This is a genomic window from Noviherbaspirillum sp., from assembly GCF_036563305.1.
Classification (GTDB): Bacteria; Pseudomonadota; Gammaproteobacteria; order Burkholderiales; family Burkholderiaceae_D; genus Noviherbaspirillum.
Genome location: NZ_DATCMQ010000013.1, coordinates 375528 through 401782, shown reverse-complemented (window position 1 = coordinate 401782; position 26255 = coordinate 375528). Strand labels below are relative to the sequence as shown.

General features: G+C 65.6%; 21 protein-coding genes and 1 pseudogene. 13 read left to right on the top strand and 9 right to left on the bottom strand.

Going from position 1 to position 26255, the window contains the following annotated elements:
* Positions 1-29: 29 nt before the first annotated feature.
* Positions 30-443, bottom strand: a pseudogene (gene arsN2 / locus VIM12_RS12275) (arsenic resistance N-acetyltransferase ArsN2); the annotation flags it as partial.
* A gap of 169 nt (positions 444-612) precedes the next feature.
* Positions 613-951: a metalloregulator ArsR/SmtB family transcription factor gene (locus VIM12_RS12270; protein ID WP_331941918.1), complete on the bottom strand. Its 339-nt coding sequence runs from the start codon at positions 949-951 to the stop codon at positions 613-615.
* A 444-nt stretch (positions 952-1395) separates the two neighbouring features.
* Between VIM12_RS12270 and VIM12_RS12265 the strand changes: the two genes are divergently transcribed.
* From VIM12_RS12265 to VIM12_RS12250, 4 genes are all read left to right on the top strand, one after another.
* On the top strand, positions 1396-2898 hold the full coding sequence (locus VIM12_RS12265) for an ATPase domain-containing protein (protein ID WP_331941917.1): 1503 nt from the start codon (positions 1396-1398) through the stop codon (positions 2896-2898).
* Positions 2895-4430: a hybrid sensor histidine kinase/response regulator gene (locus tag VIM12_RS12260; protein ID WP_331941916.1), complete on the top strand. Its 1536-nt coding sequence runs from the start codon at positions 2895-2897 to the stop codon at positions 4428-4430. The genes VIM12_RS12265 and VIM12_RS12260 overlap by 4 nt, the downstream gene beginning before the upstream one ends.
* 274 nt (positions 4431-4704) lie before the next feature.
* Positions 4705-5205: a hypothetical protein gene (locus VIM12_RS12255; protein ID WP_331941915.1), complete on the top strand. Its 501-nt coding sequence runs from the start codon at positions 4705-4707 to the stop codon at positions 5203-5205.
* Positions 5206-5383: 178 nt separating this feature from the next.
* Positions 5384-6022 (top strand): tRNA-uridine aminocarboxypropyltransferase, encoded by a 639-nt coding sequence (locus tag VIM12_RS12250; RefSeq protein ID WP_331942043.1) that lies wholly within the window; start codon positions 5384-5386, stop codon positions 6020-6022.
* A gap of 83 nt (positions 6023-6105) precedes the next feature.
* Here VIM12_RS12250 and VIM12_RS12245 read toward each other — a convergent pair whose 3' ends face one another.
* The 4 genes from VIM12_RS12245 to VIM12_RS12230 all read right to left on the bottom strand — a co-directional run bounded on the left by VIM12_RS12245 (position 6106) and on the right by VIM12_RS12230 (position 10289).
* A complete protein-coding gene (locus VIM12_RS12245; RefSeq protein WP_331941914.1) occupies positions 6106-7632 on the bottom strand; it encodes a M48 family metallopeptidase in 1527 nt (508 codons plus the stop codon).
* 340 nt (positions 7633-7972) lie between these two features.
* Positions 7973-8662 carry an L-2-amino-thiazoline-4-carboxylic acid hydrolase gene (locus tag VIM12_RS12240; RefSeq protein WP_331941913.1) on the bottom strand — a complete coding sequence of 230 codons (690 nt, stop codon included), beginning with the start codon at positions 8660-8662 and terminating at the stop codon, positions 7973-7975.
* A gap of 458 nt (positions 8663-9120) precedes the next feature.
* Positions 9121-9387 carry a hypothetical protein gene (locus VIM12_RS12235; protein ID WP_331941912.1) on the bottom strand — a complete coding sequence of 89 codons (267 nt, stop codon included), beginning with the start codon at positions 9385-9387 and terminating at the stop codon, positions 9121-9123.
* A gap of 221 nt (positions 9388-9608) precedes the next feature.
* Positions 9609-10289, bottom strand: a complete 681-nt coding sequence (locus VIM12_RS12230) for a glutathione S-transferase family protein (protein ID WP_331942042.1) — start codon at positions 10287-10289, stop codon at positions 9609-9611.
* Positions 10290-10531: 242 nt separating this feature from the next.
* Between VIM12_RS12230 and VIM12_RS12225 the strand changes: the two genes are divergently transcribed.
* Genes VIM12_RS12225 through VIM12_RS12215 form a run of 3 tightly spaced genes read left to right on the top strand, consistent with a single transcriptional unit; the run spans position 10532 to position 13630 of the window.
* Positions 10532-10987, top strand: a complete 456-nt coding sequence (locus VIM12_RS12225; protein ID WP_331941911.1) for a MarR family winged helix-turn-helix transcriptional regulator — start codon at positions 10532-10534, stop codon at positions 10985-10987.
* Positions 10980-12206, top strand: coding sequence for an MFS transporter (locus VIM12_RS12220; protein WP_331941910.1), 1227 nt, complete (start codon positions 10980-10982; stop codon positions 12204-12206). Before VIM12_RS12225 ends, VIM12_RS12220 begins: the two co-directional genes overlap by 8 nt.
* The gene (locus tag VIM12_RS12215; protein WP_331941909.1) at positions 12203-13630 is read left to right on the top strand and encodes an MATE family efflux transporter; all 1428 of its coding nucleotides are present in this window, start codon (positions 12203-12205) and stop codon (positions 13628-13630) included. Before VIM12_RS12220 ends, VIM12_RS12215 begins: the two co-directional genes overlap by 4 nt.
* 16 nt (positions 13631-13646) lie before the next feature.
* Here VIM12_RS12215 and VIM12_RS12210 read toward each other — a convergent pair whose 3' ends face one another.
* A complete protein-coding gene (locus tag VIM12_RS12210) occupies positions 13647-14597 on the bottom strand; it encodes a LysR family transcriptional regulator (protein ID WP_331941908.1) in 951 nt (316 codons plus the stop codon).
* Positions 14598-14709: 112 nt separating this feature from the next.
* Here VIM12_RS12210 and metE point away from each other — a divergent pair, with 112 nt between their 5' ends.
* Positions 14710-16986 carry a 5-methyltetrahydropteroyltriglutamate--homocysteine S-methyltransferase gene (gene metE, locus VIM12_RS12205; protein WP_331941907.1) on the top strand — a complete coding sequence of 759 codons (2277 nt, stop codon included), beginning with the start codon at positions 14710-14712 and terminating at the stop codon, positions 16984-16986.
* A 13-nt stretch (positions 16987-16999) separates the two neighbouring features.
* Here metE and VIM12_RS12200 read toward each other — a convergent pair whose 3' ends face one another.
* A complete protein-coding gene (locus VIM12_RS12200) occupies positions 17000-17644 on the bottom strand; it encodes a cysteine hydrolase family protein (protein WP_331941906.1) in 645 nt (214 codons plus the stop codon).
* A 113-nt stretch (positions 17645-17757) separates the two neighbouring features.
* On the opposite strand from VIM12_RS12200, the gene VIM12_RS12195 reads away from it, so the two are divergent.
* From VIM12_RS12195 to VIM12_RS12175, 5 genes are all read left to right on the top strand, one after another.
* Complete coding sequence (locus tag VIM12_RS12195) at positions 17758-18738, top strand: GlxA family transcriptional regulator (protein ID WP_331941905.1); 981 nt, start codon at positions 17758-17760, stop codon at positions 18736-18738.
* A gap of 102 nt (positions 18739-18840) precedes the next feature.
* The gene (locus VIM12_RS12190; protein WP_331941904.1) at positions 18841-19197 is read left to right on the top strand and encodes a DUF2946 domain-containing protein; all 357 of its coding nucleotides are present in this window, start codon (positions 18841-18843) and stop codon (positions 19195-19197) included.
* A 138-nt stretch (positions 19198-19335) separates the two neighbouring features.
* Complete coding sequence (locus tag VIM12_RS12185; protein WP_331941903.1) at positions 19336-19791, top strand: copper chaperone PCu(A)C; 456 nt, start codon at positions 19336-19338, stop codon at positions 19789-19791.
* A gap of 13 nt (positions 19792-19804) precedes the next feature.
* Positions 19805-21862, top strand: a complete 2058-nt coding sequence (locus VIM12_RS12180) for a TonB-dependent receptor (RefSeq protein WP_331941902.1) — start codon at positions 19805-19807, stop codon at positions 21860-21862.
* A gap of 168 nt (positions 21863-22030) precedes the next feature.
* Entirely contained in the window at positions 22031-23494 is a 1464-nt protein-coding gene (locus VIM12_RS12175; RefSeq protein ID WP_331941901.1) for a PepSY domain-containing protein, read from the top strand.
* A gap of 252 nt (positions 23495-23746) precedes the next feature.
* On the opposite strand, the gene ftsH is transcribed toward VIM12_RS12175, so the two are convergent.
* The gene (ftsH, locus tag VIM12_RS12170) at positions 23747-25573 is read right to left on the bottom strand and encodes an ATP-dependent zinc metalloprotease FtsH (RefSeq protein WP_414691781.1); all 1827 of its coding nucleotides are present in this window, start codon (positions 25571-25573) and stop codon (positions 23747-23749) included.
* Positions 25574-26255: the final 682 nt, after the last annotated feature.

The following is a 26255-nucleotide window of genomic DNA, read 5'->3' as shown; positions in this document are numbered from 1 at the left end:
GAATCAGTGGGCAAGCGGCGCCGCATGCACTCGGCCTGCGAGGGACAGAGGGTCGAGAATTCCGTCGTGCCCTGCAGCGGGGCAGGTGCGGCGTTCCGTGGAATCGTTTCATAACCGGCCCCGGCAAAAAAGCCGGGTGCGGTGGTGGTGAGCAGATAGAGCGTGTTGATCCCGGTCTCGCGCGCATATTCCTCAATGGCAGCAAGAAGTCGGGTGCCAAGGCCTGTCGATCGGTTTCCCGGCCGGACCGCCAATGACCGCAACAATCCATCCTGGTCGTACGGCTCCAGGCCAACGACGCCCTGCACGATGTTTCCCTCTGCGGCAACCAGGAAGTGGTCAAGGTGGGCCGGAACGAGATCCTGATGCGGCAGGCCTGCCTCCCCCAGAAGCGCGAGGACGGCGGGGAGGTCTTTCCGCCGCGCGTGTCGTATCGGGCTCATGGTCTGCCAGCAGAAGCGTGACCTGGAATCCGCGGCGCCGTGTCCGGTCCGGCCAGCTTCCACTGTGCGTTGGCTTCCTTCGCGACCGTCGGTTTGCGCGCAGAGATACCGGCGTAGCACCTGAAGCTCTCCGCCGGATAGCCGTCAGACGCGCGGATATACAGGCGTTTCATGCGCAGCCTCCTACTTCGACGCAATTGGCGAGACGGACAGGCGAACAACTGTTCCCTCCGCAGCAGTTTTCGGTCAGGAATCCGAGCAGATTGTTCATGGCGTCGAAGTTGGCCGCGTAGATGAGCGAGCGCCCTTCGCGGGTTTGGGAGATGAGTTCCGCATGCATCAGTTCCTTGAGGTGAAACGAAAGCAGAGACGGTGCGATACCCACGCTCTCGGCAATCCGGTTCGCGGACAGTCCGCCAGGACCAGCCTGGACGAGCAGTCGAAACACCGCGAGCCGGTTTTCCTGGGCCAGGGCGGCGAGCGAAGCAATAACAAGCTTGACGTTCATTTCAATAATGATTGAAGTATGTTGTTCAACTATAGTTGAAATGTCACGGGCAGGCGAGCGCTTTTTTACTATGCGTCGATGGCGCGGCCAGTGATCAGTCCCGGCCATGTGCATGCGGCACGCGTCAGGCGTGGCTCGCGTCCCAGGCAGGCGATGCAGCGCACGAAGCGTGTTGTCACGCACGCCGATAATGGGTGGACAAGGCCGCAATGTACGATCGACAGGCGTACATCCCCGGTTCCCGCCGCCTGGACATGCCGATGTTATGATGGGTACTGGCTTTGCTTCTGCTCAGTAGAACAAGCTGTCTGCCTCGCAAGATTGCACTTTCCACCACTCTTACGCAGTTCCCTACGAAAGTGCGCATGTTCCCCATCCGTCCGGAATGCCAGGAACCCGACCTTGCCTGCAACGCCTTCCTCCGGCCGTCACCTTCCTTTACTTATGACTTCGACACAAAACACGGCCAGTGAGGCATTCATCTCCACCGGCATCCCTGGCCTGGACAACATCCTGGGTGGCGGCCTGACCAAGGAACGTCTATACCTGCTTGAAGGCGACCCGGGCGCAGGCAAGACCACCATGGCGCTTCAGTTTCTGGTCGAGGGGGCCAGGCACGGCGAGCGCGTTCTATACATCACCCTGGCCGAGAATGAGGTCGAATTGCGCGCAGTCGCCGACTCTCACGGCTTTTCGATGGACGGTGTTACCGTCCACGAGGTCATTCCGGAGGAAAGCATCCTGGATCCGGAGGAGCAGTACACCGTCCTGCATCCGTCGGAAGTGGAGCTGAGCGAGACGAACAACCTGATGCTCGACATGATCGAGCGGATCAAGCCGGCCCGCGTCGTGCTGGACTCGCTCTCGGAACTGCAACTGCTGTCCGGTAACGCGCTTCGCTATCGCCGGCACGTGCTGGCGCTGAAACAGTACTTCGCCAGGCGGTCCTGCACGGCCTTGCTGCTTGACGACAAGACCGCCATCGGCGGCGACCAGCAGGTGCGCAGCATTGCCCACGGCGTGATCTCCCTGCAGAACAAGGAATCCGAGTACGGCGCCGACCGGCGTCTGGTGCGGGTGCTCAAGTACCGTGGCGTTCGCTTTCGCCGCGGCGCGCACGATTACACGATTCATACGGGCGGCGTGACCGTCTATCCACGCCTGGTGGCGGCAGAGTCCCGGGAGCTGGTCAAGCGCGGACAGATGTCGAGCGGGCTTCCGGCATTCGACGCGCTGATCGGCGGGGGACTTGAAGAAGGTTCCAGCACGCTGATCTCGGGCCCGCCCGGCACCGGCAAATCCACGCTGGCCATGCAGTTCGCAAAGCAGGCGACGTCGCAGGGACACCGGGCCGCACTGTTCCTCTTCGAGGAATCATTCAATACGCTGCTGAACCGCAGCGACGGCATCGGCATGGACCTGCGCACGCCCTACGAGGCCGGGCTGCTGGCCGCACACCAGATCGATCCGGCGGAGCTGTCGCCGGGCGAATTCACGCACGCCGTGTGCAAGGCGGCCGATGCCGGGGCGAAGGTGGTCGTGATCGACAGCCTGAATGGATTCCTCAACGCCATGCCCGCAGCCGGCCTGCTGACGACGCACCTGAACGAGGTGTTGACCTACCTCGGCCAGCGTGGCGTCGTCACGATCCTCATTGGCGTTCATGCGGGAATCGTCGGCGTGATGACGACCGGCGCCGATGTGAGCTACATGGCGGACAATGTGCTCATCCTGCGTTACTTCGAAGCGCGGGGCACGGTCGAGAAAGCGGTGTCGGTCTTCAAGAAGCGCGGCAGCGCCCATGAAACCACGCTCCGTCATTTCCGCATCACCGCGCAAGGGCTCGAGGTCGGCTCGGTCCTGCGAAACTTCCAGGGCGTGCTCACCGGCGTCCCGATGCTGGTCGGTGCGGGAACCGCAGGAGACGGTACGGAGAGCGGGGATTGACGCCGCCCGATCGCGCAGCGCTGGCGTCCGGCCTCGAGCATCGGGCGCTGGTGTATTCCCCGACCGGAAAGGACGGAAGGCTGATTGCCAAGGTTCTCGACCGGGCCAGCTTGCTGGCATACGTGGGCGCGAGCGCCGGCGACATTGTCGATGAACTGGCCAAGGGCGCCGGATGCGTCGTGGTGGCGGACGAGGCATTGACGACCGATTTTCTCAGGGCGATCACGGAACACCTGGCCGTCCAGCCGGCCTGGTCGGATCTGCCCGTGCTCGTTCTGAGCAAGCGCGGACTGGATTCGCCCGCGATGCGAAACATCTACCTGAGACTCGGGAACGTGACGCTGCTGGAACGGCCGGTGCAAAGCATCACCCTGGTCAGCGCGGTGTCCTCCGCCCTGCGTGCCCGCAAGCGGCAGTACGAGATGCGCAAGGTCGACCGTCGCAAGGACGAATTTCTTGCCATGCTGGCGCATGAGCTGCGCAATCCGCTTGCGCCCATAGCCGCCGCATCGGACCTGCTCAGCTATGTCGATCTCGAGCGCAGGCAGATCAAGGAAACCAGCGAAATCATCTCCCGGCAAGTCGCGCACATGACCGGATTGATCGACGACTTGCTGGATGTCTCGCGGGTGTCCCGCGGGCTGGTGGCGCTTGAACAAACGCTGCTCGATGTGAGACAGGTCGTGAGCAACGCGTTGGAGCAGGTCCGCCCGCTGATCGACACCAGGCGACACCGGCTGGCGGTCCACATCCCTCCGGAAGCGGCCCTCGTCCGCGGCGATCAAAAGCGCTTGATCCAGGTGCTGACGAACCTGCTGAACAACGCCGCCAAATACTCCCTCGACGGCGGGAGCATCAGGCTGACCGTGGAAGTCGAACCGAATGACGTTGTGATCAGGATCGACGACGAGGGAATCGGCATGACGCAGGACACCGTCGCGCATGTATTCGAGATGTTCACTCAGGCGGAACGCACGCCGGATCGATCGCAGGGGGGGCTGGGCATCGGCCTGGCGCTGGTCAGGAGCCTGGTCGAGCTGCATGGAGGGAAGGTTGCCGCCTTCAGCGCGGGCCTGGGAAAAGGCAGTGAATTCACCGTGGTCCTGCCTCGCGCTGCGGAACCGGCGGCACTGGCGGCGGCGGGCCAGGGCTCGCCCGCGGCGCAACCAGCGAAGGGCCGAAGGCTTCTCCTGGTGGACGACAACGTGGACGCCGCACGGCTTCTGGCCATGCTTCTGGAGGCATCGGGATACGAAGTCATGGTCGAGCATAATGCGCAGGGCGCGCTGCTGCGCGCGCAGGCGTGCGCGCCCGACGCATGCCTGCTCGACATCGGCCTGCCCGACATGGACGGCAACGAGCTGGCGAGGCAGCTGCGGTCGCCGGAAGGCGCGGGGCCGACCCTGATTGCCATCACCGGCTACGGTCAGGAACAGGACAGGAAGCGGACATCGGCGTCCGGCTTCGATTTTCACTTCGTCAAGCCGGTCAAGACAGAACAGCTGCTGCATGTATTGTCCACATTGACGTAGATGGACTTTCCTGCCGAAGGAATCGATGCTCGGCGGCGTTGGGCGGCAGGTGACTGCGGGCGAGGCGTGAAGGGACAAAGCCGACCGGTGTCCATCCTGACGACCGGGCCGAACGCGTGCACGGGGCGATCCGCCGCGAGCGCGGCAAGCGGAAGTGCGAAAGCATCCATTCGCAAGCCTACTGGCGTTGCTATTCAGCAACTATCGAATTCGATCGCGTCAGCGGAAGATTAGAATACGCCGTTCGAATGACACGACGTTCCCTGGAAACACCATGCGCCTCAAAGCCACCGCATCTCTCTGCGTTTCGACCCTGTTCCTTGCCGGCTGTGCGATGACGACTCCGCCGCCGACATACAAGTACGTTGCGAACTCGGCGGATCCGACGATTTCGTTCGAGTCCGATTTCGTTCTTCAAACCCACTTCTTTGTCAACACCAGGGCGGCCGAAGATAACCGGTGTGCGGATTTCGACAGGGCGGGATATTTGCTCAAGAAGGATTCCATCTTCATCTACGACAAGGCCAACCACCAGCTCGCGCTCAAGGCGCCGGCGGACGTGCCGGTCGCGGTACGCGGCTATCATCACTTCAGTGACGGCACGTTCACCTCCCACTGCGGACCGCTGACCACCATCTTCACCCCGGAAAAGTCAAAGAAGTATGCCGTGAAGATGAACGTAGGCGAAAAGGTCTGCTTCATGTCGGTCAACGAGGTAGAGGGTGCCGGAGCGCCCCGTCCTGTCAAAACTGCCGCTCTCCAGAAGTGTCAATGACGGCGTCCCGACAGCATGCGCAAGGAACCGGACTGCGCCTGCCATGCAGGATCTCCGGCCGACAGTGTAGTGTGGGTAGGCTTCGGCAATTCTTGCTCCGCCACGGCCTCGCCGATCAAGCCGTGACTTACCGGCGGGGGCGGTCGGCCGCGACGTGAACTCGTCCGAATGGAACGCAATGATGCAAACTAAACGCGCTGTCTGCGCCCGTTGCATGCGTCCGCAACGGACCTGCATCTGCCACTGGTGCGCGTCGACCGCGCATGCGGTTGAAGTGCTGATCTTGCAGCACCCGATGGAGGTCGGGCATGCAAAAGGGAGCGCGCGCCTGTTGCATCTGAGCTTGCCGAACAGCCGGCTCCTGGTCGGCGAAGTGTTCGACGAGCAGGATCTGGAAGCGCTGCTGCATTCGCCGTTTACGCTTGGGACCGATCGCAGGCACGCGATCCTGCTGTATCCGGGGACGCCGGAAGGCGCAGGCATGGCGCGGCCGGCGACACCGGCCCATTTGCCTTCGACCGAACCGGAAAAGTTGCGGCTGGTGGTGCTCGACGGCACCTGGCGTAAAAGCCGCAAGATGCTCTACGCGAATCCGCTGCTGCAATCGCTGCCGCGTCTTGCCCTGAGCGATCCGCCGGCGTCGCAATACCTGATTCGCAAGGCGCACGGCGCGCATCAGCTTTCCACGCTGGAGGCCACTTGCTACGCGCTGATGCAACTCGAGCGGGACGCTGCCCGATACGCTCCATTGCTAAACGCGTTCAACGGCTTTGTTTCGCAACAACGGTCATACCGGGAAGCCGGCATGGGTGAGTAGGCGCGCCACGCCTCGCCGTACCACCTGCGCAGTGTCCTGCCTTCGACATCACTTCAGGGGGTCATCGCGACCGCAAGCAAAAGCTAGGCCGCGTCCTGCCTCTGCGCCATCAGCTTGTTCCACCAGGCCAGTGCCGCGGATTCTCCTTTTTCCGCGAGCAGATAATCGTATCCGGCATTGGCCGCACTCTCGATCAGACTGCCGTCCGTCTCCGCTGCCTTCGTCAGGTACGCCAGACCGCGCGCATCCGATTCGTCCAGCAGGAGGCGACCGTAGCAATACGCGGCCTTCGGGAATGGGCCGCCCGGCTGATTCAACAGATGTTCGAAGACGGGCTTGGCGGCGGTCGATGATTCAAACTCGGCCTTCAGCAGGGCGAGTTCCTGCAGGTCGTGCAGTGCAAGCGCTTGCAGCGGCCGGACGGACAGTTCCTGCAGTCGCTGTTTCGACCGCACTACGTGCCGATTGTGGGCTTCCCACTCCTTTCTTTCCGTAGCCCACCACGCCTCGTCGAATTCCTGGATCAGGCGCCTTGCCGTGCCGGCGCCGAGCATGATCTCGGCCGCGGTCACTTCGACCGGGCCGGGCAGCTTCGGGGACTGGCCTGTCGCTTCGACCCGGTCCCGCAGCGCCGGGTGGGTGTCGAGCAGTCCGGAGGGTTCGCGCCAGGCGTCTGCCAGCCGCTGCGCGTCAGCCCACTCGGGATAGCTGGCCTTGAAAGCGGTCCGCATCGCGGCATAGGGCATGACGGCAGGGCGCGATGCGGCGCCGGCCTGTTTGAAAATCGCCGGCCAGAACGACTCGTCGAACCAGCGGCCGAGCAAGGTATCGCGAACCAGGCCGCAGGCATTGGCTTCGGCGCCCGCCACTTGCGTGGCGGTGCGATCGGCTTCGTATTCGTTCTGCCGGGACAGGACAAAGGTATAGGCGTTGTAGTACGGCATGAAGCGATCGAGGGCCGCGGCCAGGAGTGTATGCGCCCAGCTGCTGTCGCGTTCGTCGTCGACCTTCTTGTGCAGCGCGCGGAAGGTACGCCGCTGGCGATAGATCCAGGCGCTCAGTCTGCCATGGTTGCCGCAAAGATGACCGTATTCATGGGCGACCGTCGCCAGCATCTCGTTCGGCGGTACGCCGAGCAGGTAGGGCAGGCCGAGGATCAGGTAATTGGTGTGGCCACCGAAGAATCCCCAGCGGGCGCGTTGCGCCACCGCCGCATTGAAGCGTTCGTCGACCAGCACATGATGGATTGGCGGCCCTTTCAACTTCCTGCGCATCTTGTCGATGATGTCGAAGAGCTTCGGTGCTTCTTCGCGCACGATGCGCCTTCCATCAGGAGGAGGAAGGCGCATGAAGAACATGCGCAGGACGGTGAAGAATACCGGGATCATCGTGATCCCGAAAATCGCGATCGTGAACATGCTTGCCCGGTTTGCATTCCGGGCCCAGGTGAAACCGAAATAAACGATGGCGACGATGGCGGCGAGCGAGGCAAAGAGCGCGATGTATGCGGCGCCACTGATGAGCAGCACCTTGGTGCGAAACAGCGCAGGACTGTGCTCGGACTGCGCCTCCAGCCTCCCGATCATGCCTTCGTAAACGTAGCGGTCCAATCGACACCTCTGCTTTTATTATCGATATGGACGGAAGCATAGCCTATTGCACCCGCTTTTAGCTGTCATCCGGGCAATGATGATGGCAAATTTTCCGGCAGGACGGAGGCAGGCAGGAGACATTCCGGAATTGGGTGTTCGTATGCCGGACAGGCGCCTGGACGGCATCCATGATCGACAATCATTAGCAGGCCTTCGTGCGTCCGCCTGGATGTTGAAAAAATGTCTATCCGCCCGACCGACGGTTTCCCCGTGCATCGCCCGGCGGTTCTTCAACTGCAGGCTCGATATTCGCCGACGACCTTCCCTCGCACATCAGCAACGCATCGCCATCTGTCTCCTACTCCACCCGCAGCCGGTAGAAGCGGAAGTTGCAGTGGCTCGCGCCGCCCGCCAATGTCTGCGTTCTTTCCAGGCGAATCCCGCGGCTGGCATAGGCGTCGAAATCCAGGCCGCAGATGCTCGGCAGGATCTCGTGGTCGCCGTGGCGGGCCGCGAACTTGCAGAAGCCGCAGGCCGTGTAGTCGATGCCGAAAGCGAAGCTGTCTTCCGGGCCGGGTTCGACGAAGTCGTAGACGAAGTCATCGGGAAACGCTTGCTGATGGTCGTGCGCGACGCTTTGCGCTGCCTGTTCGCGCACCAGGCGCTGATTCTCCGCCGACAGGAACTGGCGGCCCGCGGCGAGACGCTCCGCCTCGGGCACCATGAGCAGGTGCGCCTTGTAGGTCTCCCGCTCGATGTCGCCGATCATGGGGAGCGGCACGCCGTGCCGGCGAAGCACCCTGCCGATGGCGATGAAGCCCAGGAGCCGCATGAAGAAATCACTCATGCGGCTCGCCTCTCCGCCAACGTAGGGCATCTGGCCGAGCACGACCTCGAATTCATCCATGACCTGCTGCCGGATAGTGTCTATATCGGAAAGTTGCGCGCGCTCGCGCAGCATCGGTTCGGCCAGTTCGAGGCGCTGGCGCATGGCGGTTTCCATGGCGGCGCGGTGCGATTGGTAGAAGGGATGGACATTCTGCATCATGGAATACCTCTTCGAAGAGCAATCTGCCAGTTGAGAACAGGCCGGGCGATCCGCTACTGCGGGACTGCTGCCTGGGCGCCACGCGGTCTTCACATGGACAGCGAATACGATATTGGCGAGGCGGCATCCAGCCGCGGGCTGTGCACCCGATTATGCGGCTTCTGCGCCGGACGTGGCACTCAGGGGCATCCCTTTCGCGTGGCATGCGGATGGGCGAGGATGCCCGGCTCCCGGCTGAGCGGCGGCCGAGAAGCCGGGAAGAGGGGCGACTGCCTTGCAACGGGCAGCGGCGATGTTGCGCCGGGAGTGGGTCTCCCCGGCGTCCGTTCCCCATGCACGACCGAACAACCCGGGAGGCCCGTGCGTATCGCGTACCAGCGACAGCATCCCATCCGGCAGCAGCAAGCTTCCTGTCGCACCTCACTGGTGGATACAGAGCGTATTCAGGAAAGGCTGGTTCACCTGCCGATTTTTTCAGCGCGACGGTCGTGGCGGTCCCCGGCCCACTTTGCCCCATAGCCCAGGGTTATCGTGACGAGGAAGTGGAGCGCAAACACACGCCAATCCCGTGTTCCTTCCGGGGCAATAAGCAGCGCAATGATGAGGAAGACAAAATAGGCAATGGCCAGGACATATGCGATTTCGCAGATGGTCCGCCACAATCGCTTTTTCGGCCTTGCAGGCAGACGCGTCGTCTCTTCCGGTTCGGTTCCTGGTGTCTTCATGGTTTTCTCATGCGCCAATAATAGGGAACAAGTATGCACCGGGGTTGGCGTCTTTCCGGGCTGCCGGCGCCGGAGCGTCACCCGGTGGCGCCCGCAAGGGAAAGCCCCTCGACCGTCTGTGCCTGATCATCCACGGGCAAAAGATGCGTCGAAGCCGGCCGCAACGCCACTGCAGGATACCGCGGCAATCGCCGTTTCCGCACCCGTGTTCCGCTGGATTTTTACTTGCCCGGTGGCTCGCCGGTGAAGACCGCCAGTTGTGCGTCAAAGGCACGCTGGAAGGCGGGTCGCGCTTTGCCGCGGGCGACGTAGGCGGAGAGATTGGGAAATTCCTCGAGCAAGCCCGGTCCCTCCAGCCTGCGCAAGACCTGAATCATCAGCACGTCGGCGGCGCTGAATGCAGGTTCAAGCCAGTGGCCCTCGGCGAGCCGCCGGGACAGTTCGCCGAGTCGGATACGGATACGATCTTCTATGACGGGCGTGCGCTGTGCATACCAGGGCTGGTCATGCTCCAGGTACGTGGCGATTTCACGCTGGACGATCGGCGGCTCCACGGTGCTGTGGGCAGCAAACATCCAGGTGATGGCGCGTGCCCGGGCATTGGCCTCCGATGGCAGGAGGCCTGCATGGCCCTCGGCAATATGGAGAACGATCGACCCGGATTCGAACAGGGCAAGGTCGCCTTCTTCATAGGTGGGAATTTGCCCGAATGGATGAAGTGCGCGGTGCGGGGCTTCCTTCATTGCGCCGAACGACACAAGACGAACGGCATATGGCTGGCCTACTTCCTCGAGCGCCCAGCGCACGGCCATGTCGCGCGCGAGCCCCTTGCCGCGATCCGGGGACTGTTCGAAGGCGGTGATGGTCGGAATGGGTCGATGTACATTCTTTTTGCCATGCATTGGTCTCTCTCCGGGGTTGGGCCGAGCGGGTACCTGCGCGTCTGAGGCGGAGGCGGGAAGTGCAGCGTGAGCGGCGCGGTCATTGACCTGCACTGGCGCGACGAACGGCATGTGCGGAAATCGACAGGGCGGGAGAGGAATTGTCCGGAACGCGCGCACTGCAGACCCTGAATCCGAAATTTTGCTGCAAAATCCAAAACATGCATATACAATTGTTGTACCTGCACATTTAGGGCTCCGCCATGTCCGCCGATTTCCGTGCCAGGCCGCAAGGCTGCACCAATTTCAAGATCCGCCAGCTGATGCGGCAGGTGTCCCAGCATTACGACGCCGAACTCGCCGTTGCCGGCCTGAAGACGACCCAGTATTCGCTGCTGTCGTCCGTGCTCCGGCTGGGACCGGTGCAGCCGCGTGATCTGGCGCAGGCCATGCGCCTTGACGCCTCGACGCTCAGCCGCAACCTCAAGCCGCTGGTCGAGGCGGGTTGGATCACGGTCTCGCGGGGGCACGACGAGCGCAGCCGCAGCATCGACATCACGCCGGCCGGACGGGCCAAGCGGGAAGAGGCGCAGCGCCACTGGCGTGCCGCGCAGGACAAGATCAACCGGACACTCGGTGCCGACCGGGTGCTCGCCTTGCATGCGCTGATCGACGATTCGCTGGCGCTGCTGTCACCCCAGGAGACCGATGATGAATAGCACGAATGAAAACGGCGCCCGGCAGGTCGCCTTCTGGCTGGTGCTGCTGGCCGCGGCCGGCACCTTCGCCCTGACGATGGGTACGCGCCAGACCATGGGCCTGTTCCTGAGCCCGATGAACACTGCCACCGGGCTTGGCGTGGGTAGCATCAGCCTTGCCTTCGCCTTCGGCCAGCTGTGGTGGGGACTGACCCAGCCTTTTGCCGGCGCCTTCGCCGACCGCGTGGGCGCAGGCCGCGTGCTGCTGGCGGGGGTGCTGCTGGTGGCGCTCGGGACCTTCATCACGCCCTACATGCAGACCACCGCGGGACTGGTCTTTGCCATCGGCGTGCTGGCGGCGGGCGGTGCCGGCATGGCCGGTCCGGCGGTGCTGATGGCTACCGCGAGCCGCATCATCGCACCGGAAAAGCGGGGCCTGGCCACCGGGGTGATCAATGCCGGCGGCTCGTTCGGGCAGTTTGCGATGGCGCCGCTGGCAGGCATGCTGCTGGCAGCCAACGGCTGGGTCAGCGCGATGCAGGTCCTCGGCCTGCTGGTGCTCCTGGCCTTGCCGGCCGCCTTCCTGCTGCGCGGCGCGCCGATGGCGCCGAGCGCGTCGCAGGCGCCGCTCGCCACCGGCGACGCATTGCGGGCGGCAGTACGTACGCCGAGCTACCTGATGCTCGCCGGCGGCTTCTTCGTCTGCGGCTTCCACGTCGCCTTCCTTGCCACCCATCTGCCGGGTGTGATCGCGAGCTGCGGGCTGCCGCTGCAATTCGGCGCATGGGCGCTGGCGATCATCGGCCTGTTCAATATCGTCGGCAGCATCGCGATGGGCTGGGCGGTGGGACGCTGGCGCATGAAGTCGCTGCTGGCGCTGGTGTATGCGACACGCGCCGCCGCGGTGCTGGCCTTCCTGCTGGCGCCGAAGACCGGTACCGTGGTGCTCCTGTTCGCCGCGGTGATGGGCCTGACGTTCCTCTCCACTGTCCCGCCGACGGCGGGGCTGGTCGCCAAGCTGTTCGGCACCGGCAACATGGCGACGCTGTTCGGCGTCGTGATGCTGTCGCACCAGGTCGGCGGCTTCCTCGGCGCCTGGTCAGGCGGCAGGGTGTTCGAGATGACGGGCAGCTATGACTGGATCTGGTACGTGGACATCATGCTCGCCGTCGGCGCCGCGCTGATCCACCTGCCCATCCGCGAGGCGGCCCTGGCCCGTCGTCCGGCGGTGCCGGCATGAGCGCGCAGGCAAGCGCCGCGGGGCTGGACCCGCGTACCCGCCGGCTGCTGGAAGCGCCCATCGTGCCCACATTGCTGCGCATGGGCGCGCCGAACGTGCTGGTGATGCTGGCCCAGGCGGCGGTCGGGCTGATCGAGACCTGGTTCGTCGGCAAGCTCGGTACCGACGCGCTGGCCGGCATGTCGCTGGTGTTCCCGGTGGTGATGCTGATGCAGATGACGTCCGCCGGAGCGATGGGCGGCGGCATTGCCTCCGCCATCGCCCGCGCACTCGGCGCCCGGCGGCGCGAGGATGCCGATGCCCTGGTGCTGCACGCGCTGGCGATCGCGCTGCTGTTCGGCCTGGTGTTCATGGCGGCGGTGCTGCTCGGCGGACGCGCGCTGTATGCCGCGATGGGCGGTTCGGGTCCGGCGCTGGAGGCGGCGCTGACCTACTCGAACTGGGTGTTTGCCGGCGCGATCGTGGTCTGGATGTTCAATTCGCTGGCCGCGGTGTTGCGTGGCACCGGCAACATGATGGTGCCGGCGGTCGTCACGGTCGGCGGCCTGCTTGTGCTGGTGCCGCTGTCGCCCCTGCTGATCTTCGGCTGGGGGCCGGTGCCGGGCATGGGCATCGCCGGCGGCGCCGCGGCGCTCCTCACCTATTACCTCGTCGGCAGCCTGATCCTCGCCGCTTACCTGCGCGGCGGACACAGCGTGCTTCGCCCGCGCCTCAAGGGTCAGCGGCTGCGCTGGCCCTTGTTCAGCGACATCCTGCGGGTCGGGCTGGCGGGCACGGTTTCCACCGTCGCCACCAACCTCGCCATCGGCATCACGACCGGCCTCGTCGGCGGTTTCGGCACCGCGGCGATTGCCGGTTACGGTACCGGCGCGCGGCTCGAATACCTGCTGGTGCCGCTGGTGTTCGGCCTCGGCGCGCCGCTGGTGGCAATGGTCGGCACCTGCATCGGCGCCGGGCAGCGCGAACGGGCGTTGCAGGCGACATGGGCCGGGGCCGCGATCTCCTTTGCGATGGCCGAGGCCATCGGCCTGCTTGCTGCTGCCTTCCCGCATGCATGGCTGTCGTTGTTCGACACCGACCCGGCGATGCTGCAAGCCGGCAGTCTCTACCTGCGCACGGTCGGACCGGTGTATGGCTTCTTCGGCCTCGGGCTGGTGCTGTACTTCGCGTCGCAGGGCGCGGGCCGGCTGTTCTGGCCGGTCACCGGCAACATGCTGCGGCTGCTGGTGGCCGCCGGCGGCGGGTGGCTGGCGCTGGCACTGGGTGCAGGCCTGCCCGGGGTATTCCTCGCCCAGGCCTTGGCGCTGGCGGTGTATGGCGGCGTCAATGCCGCATCGATCGCGGGCGGCGCCTGGTTCGGACCGGTTGGCTGGCCGCGGCGCACCGCCGTGCTGCTGGCACGGGTCAACTCCCGGTATTCGTAGCGCCGCGCCGCGGCCGTCAGCGGGCCTGGCGGCGCGGGCGCGGGCGCGGCGGCGGGGCGGTTTTTCCACCGGCGCCGGGCACGGCCGGCACGGCACGCGCGAGCGCGACGAAGTCATCGAGGTAATCGATGCCGTTGTCGGCCTCGCGCATGCCGAGGAAGATCTGCTTGGCGATGCCGTTGCGTCCCAGCCGCACCGGGCAGAGCGCCAGCTTCTCCGCATATTCCGCCACCAGCCAGCCGGGTAACGCGGCGACGCCGCGTCCGCTCGCGACCATCTGCAGCATGATGTCGGTCGTCTCGATCACCTTGTGCCGGGCTGGCATGCATCCCGCCGGCAGCAGGAAGCCGGTGTAGATGTCCAGCCTTTCGATCGGCACCGGATAGCTGATCAGGGTTTCGCCGGCAAGCTGCGCCGGCTCGACCGAGGCCAGCCCCGCGAGCGGATGGCCGCGGCCCACCACCAGCACCTGCTCGTAGTCGAACACCGGTTCGAAACGCAGGCCGCGCTTGCGCAACGGGTCGGGCGTGACCAGCAGGTCGATCTCGTCGCCGAACAGCGCGCCGATGCCGCCGAACTGGAACTTCTGCTTCACGTCCACATCGACGTCCGGCCACGCGGCAAGATAGGGCGCCACCACCTTGAGCAGCCACTGGTAGCAGGGATGGCATTCCATGCCGATGCGCAGCGTCCCGCGCTGGCCCTGCGCATACTGGCCCAGCACCTGTTCGGCGTGTTCCAGCTGCGGCAGCACCCGGTTGGCGACGCCCAGCAGGTGCTGCCCCGCCTGCGTCAGCCGCAGGCGCCTCCCTTCGCGCTTCCATACCGCCGTGCCGAGAGCGTCCTCGAGCTTGCGGATGGCGTGGCTCAGCGCCGATTGCGTCAGGTGCAACGCATCGGCCGCTGCCGTGAGGGAGCCCCTGCGGTCGACTTCCCGCACGATGGCCAGGTGGGCACGTTCGAGCATGATTGTTACGTATGAATGAAAGTAATGGACGCGTGAAATAATGCCACTGTTGTTCATGCAATGGAAACCCTAAGATGCTCCCATCATCACCAACCCCCTGGGAGCAATCGTCTTGGTCACGACACACAATCTCGGCTTTCCGCGCATCGGCGCGCGGCGCGAGCTGAAGTTCGCGCTTGAAAAATACTGGAAAGGGCAGTCGCCGCGCGAGGCGCTGGAGGAAACCGGCGCCCAGCTGCGGCGCAGGCACTGGCAGCAGCAATCCGCGCTGGACCTGGTGCCGGTCGGCGACTTCTCGTTCTACGACCAGGTGCTGGACATGAGCATGGCGCTGGGCAACGTGCCGGCGCGCGCGCGCCAGCCGGGAAGCGACGTGCTGGACACCGCTTTCCGCGTCGCGCGCGGCCGGTCCGCTGGCGACGCCGGCTGCAGCTGCGTGCATGCCGGGGAAATGACCAAGTGGTTCGATACCAACTACCACTACATCGTGCCGGAGTTCACGGCGGCTTCCACGTTCGAGCCGGACGCCTCGCGCCTGCTGCAGCAGGTGGATGAATGCGCGCAGCTCGGCCTGCGCGCCAAGCCGGTGCTGATCGGGCCGCTGACCTACCTGTGGCTCGGCAAGTCCAAGGACGGGTCGGACCGGCTGGCGCTGCTGCCGCGCCTGCTCCCGGCGTATGCGGCGCTGCTGCGCCTACTGGCGGCGCATGGCGTCGAATGGGTGCAGATCGACGAGCCTGCGCTCGTCACCGACCTCGCGCCTGCGTGGCGGCAGGCCTGCGGCACCGCCTATGCCGCCCTGCAGGGCAGCGGCGTCAAGCTCCTGCTGGCAACCTATTTCGGCGAGCTGCAGGACAACCTGCCGCTCGCCTGCGCGCTGCCGGTGCAGGGCCTGCACCTCGACGCCGTCAGTGCGCGCGCCGAGGTCGAGCAGGCGATCCGCCTGCTGCCCGGCGACCGCGTGCTGTCGCTCGGCGTGGTCAGCGGCCGCAATGTCTGGAAGACCGACCTGCATGCGACGCTGGCCTGGCTGGAACCAGTCCATCGTCGGCTCGGGGAGCGCTTGTGGCTGGCGCCGTCATGCTCCCTGTTGCATGTACCGGTGGACCTGGACAGCGAGCAGTCGCTGGACCGCGAGGTCCGTTCCTGGCTTGCATTCGCACTGCAGAAACTCGATGAGCTCCAGGTGCTGGCAAGTGCGTTGCGCAAGGGCCGGGCGCATGTGCAGGAAGCAGTCGTCGCGAACAATGCGGCAATCGCGCAGCGGCAGGCGTCGTCACGCGTGCACAATCCGGCGGTGCAGGCGCTGCTGGCGCGCGTCGATCCCGGGCTCGGCCGGCGCCACAGTCCGTACGCGCAACGCGCCGCGCAGCAAACGGCCGCACTGTCCCTGCCGGCCTTTCCGACCACCACCATCGGTTCCTTCCCGCAGACGCCCGAGATCCGCCAGGCGCGTCACCGGCTGCGGCGCGGCGAACTCGGCGAGGAAGCCTATCGCGCGCTGATGCAGGCCGAAATCGAACGCTGCGTGCGCGAACAGGAAGCCCTCGGCCTGGACGTGCTGGTCCACGGCGAGGCCGAGCGCAACGACATGGTGGAGTACTTCGGCGAACTGCTCGATGGTTTCGCCCTGACCGAGTTCGGCTGGGTGCAATCCTACGGCTCCCGCTGCGTGAAGCCGCCCATCCTGTACGGCGACGTCTCGCGGCCGCGGCCGATGACGGTCGAATGGGCCGCGCATGCGCAGTCGCTGACCGGACGTCCGATGAAGGGCATGCTGACCGGGCCGGTCACAATGCTCAACTGGTCGTTCGTGCGCGACGACCAGCCGCGCTCGGTGTCGTGCCTCCAGCTGGCGCTGGCGATCCGCGCGGAGGTGCTCGACCTGGAACAGGCCGGCATCCGCATCATCCAGATCGACGAGGCGGCATTGCGCGAGGGGCTGCCGCTGCGCAGCCGGCAGTGGCAGGCATACCTCGATTGGGCGGTCGCGGCATTCCGCATCGCGGCCAACGGCGTCGGCGACCAGACCCAGATCCATACCCATATGTGCTATTCGGAGTTCAACGACATCATCGAGGCGATCGCGGCGATGGACGCCGACGTGATCACCATCGAGACAGCGCGGTCCGACATGGAGCTGCTGGATGCGTTCGAGCGCTTCCGCTATCCGAATGCGATCGGCCCGGGCGTCTACGATATCCATACGCCGAACATCCCGGCGCAGGAGCAGATGGTGGCGCTGATGCGGAAGGCCGCGCAGTGCATTCCGGCGCAGCGCCTGTGGGTCAATCCCGACTGCGGACTCAAGACGCGCAGCTGGGAGGAAGTGCTCCCGGCGCTGCGCAACATGGTGGGTGCGGCGAGGCAGCTGCGCGCGGCGGCCTGAGGCCGGGCCCGTTTCAGGCGGCGCGCGCCGGCGCGCTTCCGGCCCTTGCGCGCTGGTTGGAAGCGACGATGTTGTCGCGCGCCAGCGGGCGCCCGTCCCTGACCGCTTCCATCCACGCCGTGGTCGACGCCACCGCCGCAAAACTGGAATGGAAGACCGTGCAGAACACGCGGTGCACTTCCTCCGCGGTGACCTTGCCGGCGGCGTTCTCGTACGGCAGCGCGCCGCTCGCGTCGGCCAGGAATTCCACCGACAGGCCGGCATGGGCCGCATGATAGATGGTGGCCGCGTCGCAGTTGTGCGTCATGTAGCCGGCCACGGTCAGCGTGTCGATGCCGCGTTCCGCCAGCCAGGCGGCAAGGTCGGTGCCGGCGAAGGCGCTGGCCAGGGTCTTGGTGACATGGTGGTCCGCGGTGCGGCTCGCCACCACCGGATGCAGCTTCCCGGTTTCCGAGCCGCCGGCAAACACCGGCGAGGCCGCGGGCGCCTCATGCTGCACGATGATCACAGGCACGCCTGCCATGCGCGCCGCGTCCATTGCCTTGCCGACGTTGGAAAGCGTAATCTCCATTGGCGGATATTCAATCGGCAGCCGGCCCGTTACGTATTCGTTCTGGACGTCGATGACGACCAGCGCCCTGCGGGGTGATGCACCCATGTTGTCCTCCATGCGGTTGGCGGAGCGACATGCTCCGGTAAGCGGCATTATCGGCAACCGCCGGCAAGCCCGAAAGTGGCCCGGAGGTCAAGGTACGATACAATCGGGCCATCATGTCCAATGCGCCTTCCCGCCCGCCTGTCATTGCCGTGCTCGCCTTCGACGGCATCAGCCCGTTCCACCTGTCCGTGCCCTGCCTGGTGTTCGGCGAAAGCGGCGGCGCTTCTGCGTCCCCGGATTTCCACGTGCGCGTCTGCGGCATGGAGGGCGGGCCGCTGCGCACTTCCGCCGGCTTCACCCTCCAGCCGGAATGCGGGCTGCGCGGCTTGTCCCGCGCCGACATCGTCGTCATCCCGACCTGGCATGCGGACTGCCGGCCGGCGCCTCCGGCGGTGCTGGCGGCCTTGCGCGCCGCCCGCCGGCGGGGCGCGCTGGTGGTCGGCCTCTGCCTGGGCGCATTCGTGCTGGCCGAAGCCGGCCTGCTCGACGGCCTTTCCGCGAGCACCCACTGGCACTATGCCGCGATGCTGGCGCAACGCTATCCCAAGGTGAAGGTGGACAGCGAGGTGCTGTATGTGGACGAGGGCGACGTGCTGACTTCCGCCGGGGTGGCAGCCGGGCTCGACTGCTGCCTGCACCTGATGCGGCGACTGCGCGGTGCGGAAGCCGCCAACCGCACCGCGCGGCGGCTGGTGATCGCTCCCCACCGGCAGGGAGGCCAGGCCCAGTTCATCGAACAGCCGCTGCCCGCGGCCGGGGAAGGCGATCGGCTCGCCGGCGTGCTCGAATGGGCAAGCCGTCACCTTGACCAGCAGCACAGCATCGACAGCCTCGCCACGCGGGCCGCAATGAGCCGGCGCAGCTTCACCCGTCACTTCCGCCAGAACACCGGCACCACCGTGAAGCAATGGCTGCTGAACCAGCGGCTGGCCCATGCACAGCGCCTGCTGGAGACGAGCGACATGGCGATTGAGCGTATCGCCCAGCATGCCGGTTTCGGTTCCGCGCTGTCGTTGCGCCAGCATTTCCGGACCACGCTCCGGCTGGCCCCGAGTGCTTACCGGGAGCAGTTCGGGCGCATGAAGCCGGCGTAACGGGAGGCGCAGCGCCCGGGCGGACGCGCCCGGAACCCGCTGTTCAAATGGTAGAATGCCGCCATGATAACGATCCGGCATTACCGACGATGCATAGCGCTGGTGGCATTCCTTGCCATCATGCTCTCGTCATTGATGCCGACGGTCTCCCATGCCATCCAGGCCCACCGCGCATCCGAGGCGGTACTTCATGAGGTCTGCACGGCAGAGGGCCTCAGGACCGTGTCGGTGGCGCATGGCGACGCGGGCGACCACGCTCCCGCGCAACATCAGGATCATGGCCAGGACTGCCAGTACTGTCGTCTGCAATCGGACAGTCCGACGCTGCCTGCTCCTTTCCACGCGACGCCGCTTCCCCGGGTCGACGCACCGTCCCGTCCTCGCCTCTTCTACGCGGCGCCCGAGCGACTCTTCGCCTGGGTCAGCGCCAATCCCCGCGGACCTCCCCGTTTTTCCTGATCCCGCCAATGCCGGATAGTCACCCCGCCTGACGCCCCCGAGCCCAGCAGGGCATGGCGGCGCACCGCGTTCCGCCCGGAACCCGTGCACCCCGTGCCGAACCCGATGAAACTGGACAGGCAACTGTCAGGAAACACAATGAAACTCCACCTCATTCTTGCCGCGGCATTGCTTGCCGCGGCCTCCGCCGCCATCGCCGACGTCACCGTGAAGGAACCCTGGGTCCGCGGCACCGTTGCCGCACAAAGCGCCACCGGCGCATTCATGCAGCTGACTGCCAGCCGCGATATCCGCCTGGTTGCGGCGCGCTCCCCCGTCGCCGCCGATGTCGAGATCCACGAAATGCGCCTGGAGAACGATGTGATGCGGATGCGCCGCATCGAGGGGATCGACCTCCCCGCCGGCAAACAGGTTGACCTGAAGCCTGGCGGCTACCACCTGATGTTCACCGGGCTGAAGGCGCCGCTGCGTGAAGGCGACAGTGTTCCGGTCGCGCTCGTCTTCGAGAAGGAAGGACAGCCCCGGCAGACGCTCGACCTCGTGCTGCCGGTGCGCGCGCTGCACAACAGGGGAGGGCACGGCCATGGCAAATGACAAGGCAGCGCGGATGTCCGCAGCGACAGCGTCGGTCTGCGCATTGCCTGTCCTGATGCTGCTGGCCGCGTCGATACACGCGCAGGAAAGCGTGCTGCCGGCGGTGACCGTCACCGCGCCCACGCCCGGCCAGCAGACCAGGCAGGAGATCGCGGCGGAGCAGGCGCGCACGCCCGGCGGCGTGACCCTGGTGGACAGCGACGCATTATTCCAGCGCACGACCACCAACATCGCCGACGTATTGCGCGACGTGCCCGGCGCCTGGGCCACCAGCAGTTCCGGTTCGGATGCGGCATTCCTCTCGATTCGCGGCTCCAACCTGGATGCGGTCGACTACGACAACAACGGCGTCAAGCTGCTGCAGGACGGACTGCCGGTGACGGCCGCGGACGGCAACAATCACAACCGCTTCATCGATCCCTTGAGTGCACGTCACGTGATCGTGGCGCGCGGCGCAAACGCGCTTACCTATGGCGCCAGCACCCTTGGCGGCGCCATCGATTTCATCACGCCCACTGCGCTCGACGCGCCGCCGCTGGAGATGTTCTTCAACGCGGGCAGCCATGGCCTGGTGCAGAGCCGCTTCACCGCCGGCAAGGTGGCCGAGCACTTGGATGGCCTGGTCACCATCGAGGCGAAGCGTCGGGACGGTTACCGCGAACACAACAAGCAGAACCGTGAAGGCCTCTATGCGAACGCCGGCTGGCGATTCAGCGATGCGGTGCAGACTCGCGTCTACCTGAGCTACGTGGACAATGATGAACAGCTGCCCGGTCCGCTTACCCGTGCCCAGTGGCGCGACGATCCGGACCAGGCCGAGGCTGCCGCCGTGGCCGGCAACTACCAGTGGAACGTGAAGACCTGGCGCCTGGCCAACAAGACGACCTGGACGATCGATGCGGACAGCAGCGTGTCGTTCGGCGTGTCCTACGAGGAGCAGGATCTTTACCATCCTATCGTCCAAAGCCCGTTCTTCAGCCTGTTGATCGACACCGAGCAGCGCAATGCCGGCACCACGCTGCGTTACCACCGGCGCATGGGCAGTCATGACGTCCTGGCCGGGGTCAACTACGGCAGGACATGGGTGGAGGGCGGGAACTTCGGCAACGACGGAGGCCGCCGCACCAGCCTCGCCACGCGGGTGGACAACAACGCCGACAACCTTGAGCTGTTCCTGATGGATCGCTGGCAGTTCGCGCCGCGCTTGACCGCGGTCTACGGCGCGCAGGCGGTGAGCGGCAGCCGCGAAGTGCGCAACGTCGCGGCCTCGAGCGGCGCGGTGACCCATCCGAAGGATGACTACGACAGCCTCAACCCGCGCGCCGGCCTGATCTACGATCTGACCCCCAAGGCGCAACTCTTCACCAACGTCAGCCGCGTGTACGAGGCGCCGACGACATATCAGCTTGAAGACAGGCCGGGCGGCGCGCCGCTTGGTGCGATGCGCGGCATCGTGTACGAGGTCGGCACACGCGGCACCCACGCCGTAGGCAAGACGCAGTGGCGCTGGGACCTTGCTGCCTACTATACGAAGCTGCGCGATGAAATCCTGTCGGTGGAAGATCCGGCAGCGCCTGGGACCGCCATCTCCGGCAACGTCGACCGCACTGTTCACGCCGGCATCGAAGCGCTGGTCGGTGCGAGTTTTGCAGTGGACGGCAGCGGCAGCCACCGTATCGAACCGCTGCTCAACCTGACGTTCAATCACTTCCGCTTCGACAACGATCGCGATTACGGCAACAACCGGCTGCCGGCTGCGCCACGCCATGCCCTGCGGGGAGAACTGCTCTATCGCCACGCCAGCGGCTTCTTCGCCGGACCGACCTTCGATGTTGTCGGGCGGCGTTACGCCGATTTCAGCAATACCTACAAGATTGCGTCGTACACCTTGTGGGGCCTGCGGGCAGGCATGGTGCGCAAGGACTGGGAGCTGTTCGGCGAGATCCGCAACCTCGGCGACAGGAATTACATTGCGCGTCACAGCGTGCGCAGCGTCGCATCGGCGGGCGACGCCATCCTCTCGCCCGGGGAACCGCGTTCGATGTATGTCGGCATAAGGACGCGATTCTGAGCGACGGATTGCGCAGGCGGTGCAAGTGGAGGGGCGGGTCACCATTCGGATGCCGTGCGCTTCGCCCCGATACGTTCGTCTCCAATGCCGGACTGGCCCTTGCCAGCCGCTACGCAAGCCGCTGCATGAGCGCGGCCTGCCCTGTTGAACATGTACCAGGAGGATGGAATGTCCATCTCGATGCAATCGATCTCCGCACGCTCGCCCAACCCGGGGGCGGGTTACCGCACCCTGTGGCGCTGGCATTTCTATGCCGGCCTGTTCGTCATGCCGCTGCTCGTGGTCCTGGCGATCACCGGCACGCTGTATTGCTTCAAGCCGCAAATCGAACCGCTGCTTTATCCGCACCTGCTGGTCGTGCAGCCCCAGGCAATGCCCAGGCTGGAGACCGACTTCCTGCTGTCCGCCGCGCGCCGGGGGGTACCCGACGGCAGCACAGCAGTCTCGCTGCAGGTACTGACCGATGTCGACCGCAGCACCGAATTCGTGTTCCGGCTGCCGGACGGGAAACAGCAGAGCGTGTACGTCAATCCCTACGATGGCAAGGTGCTCGGTACCCTGGGAGTTGACGACCGCTTCATGCAGGTGACGCGCATGCTGCACCGCAAGCTCATGCTCGGCAAGCCCGGCGAACTGCTGATGGAACTGGCGGCCTGCTGGACCCTGGTCATGATCGGCACCGGCGTCGCGCTGTGGTGGCCGCGCGCGCATGCCGGTGGCCGCATGGAATTCCGGCCACGCTTCTCGCTGCGGGGGCGAGCGTTCTGGAAGAGCACGCATGCGGCCATGGGCATCTGGCTGGCCCTCGGCGCCGTGGCATTCGTGCTGAGCGGGCTGCCGTGGACCGGCTTCTGGGGCAAGAACTTCCAGGCGCTGGCGACGAAAGCGGATCTGGGCGCGCCTCCCGGTGCATGGGGCGAACTGCCGCTGCGTTCCAGCATGCCCGGTGCGGTGTCCGGGCCCCGGGCCGCCGCCGCGAGCGGTCCGGGCCATCATCATGAGGAACACGGTGCCGCCGCCGGCATGACGCTGAATGATCTGCCGGTGCCGGAAGTCCCCTGGGCGGTCGGGGCCGTCCCGGTGCCGCAATCCGGCGCCCCGGGGCAACCAGCCGCCGCCATGCCGCTGCAGGCGGTCATCGCCCAGGTTGCCGCGCTGGGCGTGAGCACGGATTACCAGCTCGCTTTGCCGCTTGCACGGGATGGTGTTTACACGGTGGTGTATTTTCCGGCCGACCCGAAACAGGAGCGGACCATCTACATCGACCAGTACAGCGGGAAGGTGCTGCGCGACATCCGTTACCAAGACTACGGCGCGGTGGCGCAAGCCGTATCGTATGGCACCTCGCTGCACATGGGCCGGTACTTCGGGCTGGTCAACCAGATCCTGAGCGCGCTCATCTCGGTCGGCCTTGGGGCGATGGCGGTGACCGGCGCGGTGATGTGGTGGAAGCGCCGTCCGGCGCGTGCCCTCGGCGCTCCCGCCAAAATGCAGCCGGTGCCGCCGATGCGCGCATGGATCATCGCGCTGACCCTGCTCGGGGTGGTCTTTCCGCTGATGGGCGTGACACTGCTGCAGGTGTGGGCGGCGGACCGGCTGCTGTTCCAGCGCATGGCACGCCCGGCAGCCTAGCAGCAGGTCGCGCCAACGGACCGCCAGCCAACGCTCCCGGCTGCGCGGCGCGGTGCCGGACATCGCAGCATGTGCGCACGGTCCGCATGATTCGCCGTCATGCAACGGCGCCGCCCGGGCGGGCGACATGGGACGGTCCCTCGCGGATCCTGGCATTGGGAAGCGCCATCCCGCTGACCGGACATCGGGTGCGACGGCCGAAAAAAAACGCAGGCAATCGCCTGCGTTTTTCATGATGCGACCGCTATGGCATCAGGCCGGCGCGGCGGCTCCCGGCGGCACGCGCGGGGTGCGGTTCACGCGCGGCTCGGGCAGCCCGTACTTCGGCTCGCGCGGCGGCTTGCCGGTCATGATGTCCTCGACCTGGTCGGCGTCCAGCGTCTCCCAGTCGAGCAGGGCATTGGCCATCACTTCCACCTTTTCCCGGTTTTCCTCGAGCAGGCGGCGGGCCAGCGCATACTGATGGTCGAGGATTGCCCGGATCTCGATGTCCACCTTCTGCTGGGTCTCTTCCGACACCGTCGGCGAACTCATGCCGAGCGCATCCTGATCCTCGCCGTACACCATGGTGCCGAGCGCCTCCGACATGCCGTAGCGGGTCACCATCGCCCGTGCCAGCTTGGTGGCGCGCTCGAAATCGTTGGAGGCGCCAGTCGATTGGGTGCCCATGAAGATTTCCTCGGCGATACGACCGCCGAACAGGATCGCGATGTCTTCGAGCATCTTGTCCTTGTACATGTTGACCCGGTCATGCTCCGGCAGCTGCCAGGTCAGGCCGAGCGCATACCCGCGCGGCATGATCGTGACCTTGTGCACCGGGTCGGCCTTCGGCATCAGCTTGGCAATCACCGCGTGGCCGGACTCGTGGTACGCGGTGTTGCGCCGCTCTTCCTCTCGCATGACCGCGGTCTTGCGCTCCGGCCCGAGGATCACCTTGTCCTTGGCGTCCTCGAAGTCGCGCATGTCGACGGTCGACTTGTTGCGACGGGCGGCGAACAGGGCGGCTTCGTTCACCAGGTTGGCCAGCTCCGCGCCGGAGAACCCCGGCGTGCCGCGCGCCAGCACATTGGCCTGCACGTCGCCTGCGATCGGCACCTTGCGCATGTGCACGTTGAGGATCTGCTCGCGGCCGCGGATGTCGGGCAGGCCGACCATGACCTGGCGGTCGAAGCGGCCCGGACGCAGCAGCGCCTTGTCCAGCACGTCCGAGCGGTTGGTCGCGGCGATCACGATCACGCCGGAATTGGGCTCGAAGCCGTCCATCTCGACCAGCATCTGGTTCAGGGTCTGCTCGCGCTCGTCGTTGCCGCCACCCATGCCCGAACCGCGCTGGCGGCCGACCGCGTCGATCTCGTCGATGAAGATGATGCAGGGGGAGTGCTGCTTTGCGGTCTCGAACAGGTCGCGCACCCGGGAAGCGCCGACGCCGACGAACATCTCGACGAAGTCGGAACCGGAGATCGTGAAGAACGGCACGCGGGACTCGCCGGCGATGGCACGGGCAAGCAGCGTCTTGCCGGTGCCGGGCGGGCCGACCATCAGCACGCCGCGCGGAATGCGCCCACCGAGCTGCTGGAACTTGCGCGGATCGCGCAGAAAATCGACGATCTCGCCCACTTCCTCTTTTGCTTCATCGCATCCTGCGACGTCGGCGAAGGTCACCTGGTTGGTGTTGACGTCGAGCATGCGGGCCTTCGACTTCCCCATCGAGAAGATGCCACCCTTGGCGCCGCCCTGCGACTTGCGCATGAACCAGATCCATACGCCGATCATCAGCAGCATCGGGAACCAGGAGATGAACACCTGGGAAAGGAAGGAGGGCGCTTCCGGATTCTTGACATCGAACGTGACGCCGCTGTCGATGAGGTCGGAAATCAGGCCGCGGTCGAGCAGGGTGGCGGTGGTCTTGAGGACCGAGCCGTCGTTGGTGATGGCGGTGATTCTTTCGCCGGTGATGGTGACTTCCTTGATCCTTTGCGCCTTGAGCTCGGTCAGGAAGTCGGAGTAGGCGATCGAACCGGCGTTTGCCGGACCGTCGCCGCCGCCCATCTGGCCGAATGCGAAAAAGATCACGAACATGATCGCTGCCCATACTGCGGGCCGGAAATGCTTCGGATTCACTAAGACTCCTGTTGAATGGTGACGAAGGGCTGCGGGTTGATCCGCGGTAGTTCGACGTCAACCGGTTTACTTAATTCAAACTGCAGCGGCGGGAAAACCAACTTTTACGGCAGGGCAGGCAGCGAAATGATACTTGTCGTTCTTGCATGGCCGGACTCCCGACAGCCCGGCAAGGGGTATATGTCGCCCGATACCGCTTTTTCAAGCGCTGCATGCGCATCCCGCGTGTCGCACGACCCGCCGCAGCCGGCTCCAGGCTTATCGGTGTCCCGGTGTCCGCCGGGGCGGCGAGCGTCCGCCCGGCAGTCGCGGGCAGCTGCGGACACGGCATCGCCGGATGCCTGAGACGGCGAAGAACCGGCCGACCCGCCTGCCGTCGCCCTCCCGGGAGCGAGGCCGAGCGGGACCGGTCGCCCTGGCGGCACGTCGGCAAGGCCAGCCTGCAGGGCGTCGATACCGGAATTGACAGCCGCAGCGTGCCTGGCGCGTCGGCGTCGGCAGCGGCGTCACCGGGGAGCGCGTTCCGGTCGGGCCACGCGTTGCGGGCCGCGCTTTTCGCGTTCGGCGCGCGCCCTCGACAGCGAATGGATGCAGCACGGAACATTCGCGCCGTTCGAGGTTCCTATACCTACAAGAGTGA